Here is a 603-nt window from a genome sequence, read left to right as displayed (position 1 = left end):
GTTTCATCTCTTCTAATGCTATTTTAGCATTATCAGTTATAGATAAGATATTTCCATCTGTTGATTTCTCAATAACTAACATTACTGATGGTTTTTCATTAAGTTTAGTTATTTCAGTTTGATCTTCAGTAGTCAATACCACATTAGCAATATCTTTTAATCTAACTGTTTTACCATCACTTCTGATAATCATATTTTCAAACTCATCTAAGTAATTAAACTCTCCCATAAATCTTATTACAACATCTTTCCCACCAGTTTTAATAACTCCTAATGGAATGTTTACAGAAGATGTCTTTATTAAGTCATATAACTCGTTTGGTGTTAAGCTATATGAGGATAGTTTGTTTGAATCAAATTGGATTTCTATTATTTTTTTTGGTGCACCAATAATGTCGACTTTTCCAACACCCATAATTTTTTCAAATCTTGGAGTCATAAACTCATTAACAAATGATGTCAATTCTAAGAAGTTAGGACTAGATATGCTTAGCATCATAGCTGTGTTTCCTGAACCAGCAGATAATTTTTGAGTCACTGGTTTTGAAGCATCATCTGGCAGTTCTCCAGAGATTGCATCAATCTCTCTTTGAACATCCCCTC

Annotated in this window: 1 protein-coding gene; it reads right to left on the bottom strand. The window is 31.3% G+C overall.

Annotated elements, in window-relative coordinates:
• A partial coding sequence (locus tag L992_RS11970) for an efflux RND transporter permease subunit (RefSeq protein ID WP_047396516.1) occupies window positions 1-603 on the bottom strand: 603 nt, incomplete at both ends.

Source organism: Cetobacterium sp. ZOR0034, assembly GCF_000799075.1.
GTDB lineage: Bacteria > Fusobacteriota > Fusobacteriia > Fusobacteriales > Fusobacteriaceae > Cetobacterium_A.
Note: the sequence above shows the minus strand (reverse complement) of the source record. Positions and strands in the feature narration are given on the sequence as shown.